The sequence below is a fragment of the Rhodococcus sp. Chr-9 genome (assembly GCF_000801125.1).
Taxonomy (GTDB): Bacteria; Actinomycetota; Actinomycetes; order Mycobacteriales; family Mycobacteriaceae; genus Rhodococcus; species Rhodococcus pyridinivorans.
Map to the genome: position 1 here is coordinate 1 of NZ_JTIZ01000046.1, position 1,445 is coordinate 1,445.

The 1,445-nt window shown below is 68.8% G+C and carries 1 protein-coding gene; it reads right to left on the reverse strand.

Annotation, left to right across the window (positions count from 1 at the left end):
* Window positions 1-1,445 (reverse strand): non-ribosomal peptide synthetase (locus tag QR64_RS05930; RefSeq protein WP_039584506.1); only part of this gene is annotated, 1,445 nt, incomplete at both ends.

A 1,445-nucleotide genomic window follows, 5' to 3' on the forward strand; every position in this document is an offset into this window, starting at 1 on the left:
TCGAAGCGGTTGAGGAACCACATCCGCTGCTGCGCCAGCGACAACGGCACCCGCTCCGGACGCGGACGCGCCGTCAGCGCCGCCCGCGCACCGGAACCGGCGTGCGACTCCACCGCCGCCGCCAGCGCCGCCACCGTCGACGCCTCGAACACCGTCCGCACCGGCACCTGCGCATCCAGCGCCGCACCCAGCCGGGCCGTCACCTGCGTCGCGACCAGCGAATTCCCGCCGAGCGCGAAGAAGTCGTCGTCCAAGCCGACCCGCTCGACGCCGAGCACCTCGGCGAACACCGCGGCGACCGCCTCCTCGACCGGGGTCGTGGGTGCCCGGAACTCGCGCTGCACCACCTGCGGCGCCGGCAAGGCCTTGCGATCGATCTTGCCGTTGATGTTCAGCGGCAGCGCGTCGAGCACCACCCACGCGGTGGGCACCATGTACGACGGCAGCTCCCGCGCCGCCGAGTGCTTCACCGTGTCGAGGTCGAGCTCGCCGTCGGGCACGAGGTAGGCGACCAACTGCTCGCCCGTGTGCCGGTCACTGTGCACGACGACCACGGCCTGGGACACCGAATCCTGGTTCCGCAGAACCGATTCGATCTCACCGAGCTCGATCCGGAAACCACGCACCTTCACCTGGAAATCGGTACGGCCGAGGTAGTCCAGCGAGCCGTCCGGCAGCCACCGCACCAGGTCACCGGTGCGATACATCCGCGCCCCGGCGGTGACGTCCCCCGCCGCTCCGCTCGCCCCACCGGCGAACGGGTTCGCCACGAACCGATCCGCCGTCAACTCCGGCCGACCGAAATACCCCCGAGCCAACTGCACACCCGACAGATACAACTCACCCGCAACACCCACCGGCACCGGACGCAACCGCTCGTCCAGCACGAACGCCGACACATTCCACTCCGGCACACCGATCGGCACACCCACCACATCGGCATCCGACACCTCGTGCCAGGTCACCGACACCGCAGCCTCCGTCGGACCGTACAGATTGAACAGCCCCACACCCGGATTCACCGACCGGAACCGCTGCGCCACCGACCCCGGCAACGCCTCACCGATCGCCAACACCCGACGCAACGACGACGCCAACACACCACCCGAACCCGCAGACGACGCCGCCGTCAACAGAGCCTCGAGCATCGACGGCACCACATGCAACGTCGACACCGACGCCGACCGCATCAACCCCAGCAGATACGCCGGATCCCGATGCCCCTCAGCCGCGGCCACCACCAACCGGCCACCCGAAACCAACGCCGACCAGAACTCCCACACCGACAAGTCGAACGTCGCCGCAGTCTTGAGCAACACCGCATCGCCCGGCCCCAACCCGAACGCCGCAACCTTCCACACCAACTGATTCGCCACCGCCCGATGCGGCACCGCCACACCCTTCGGACGACCCGTCGAACCCGACGTGAAGATCACATACGCCGT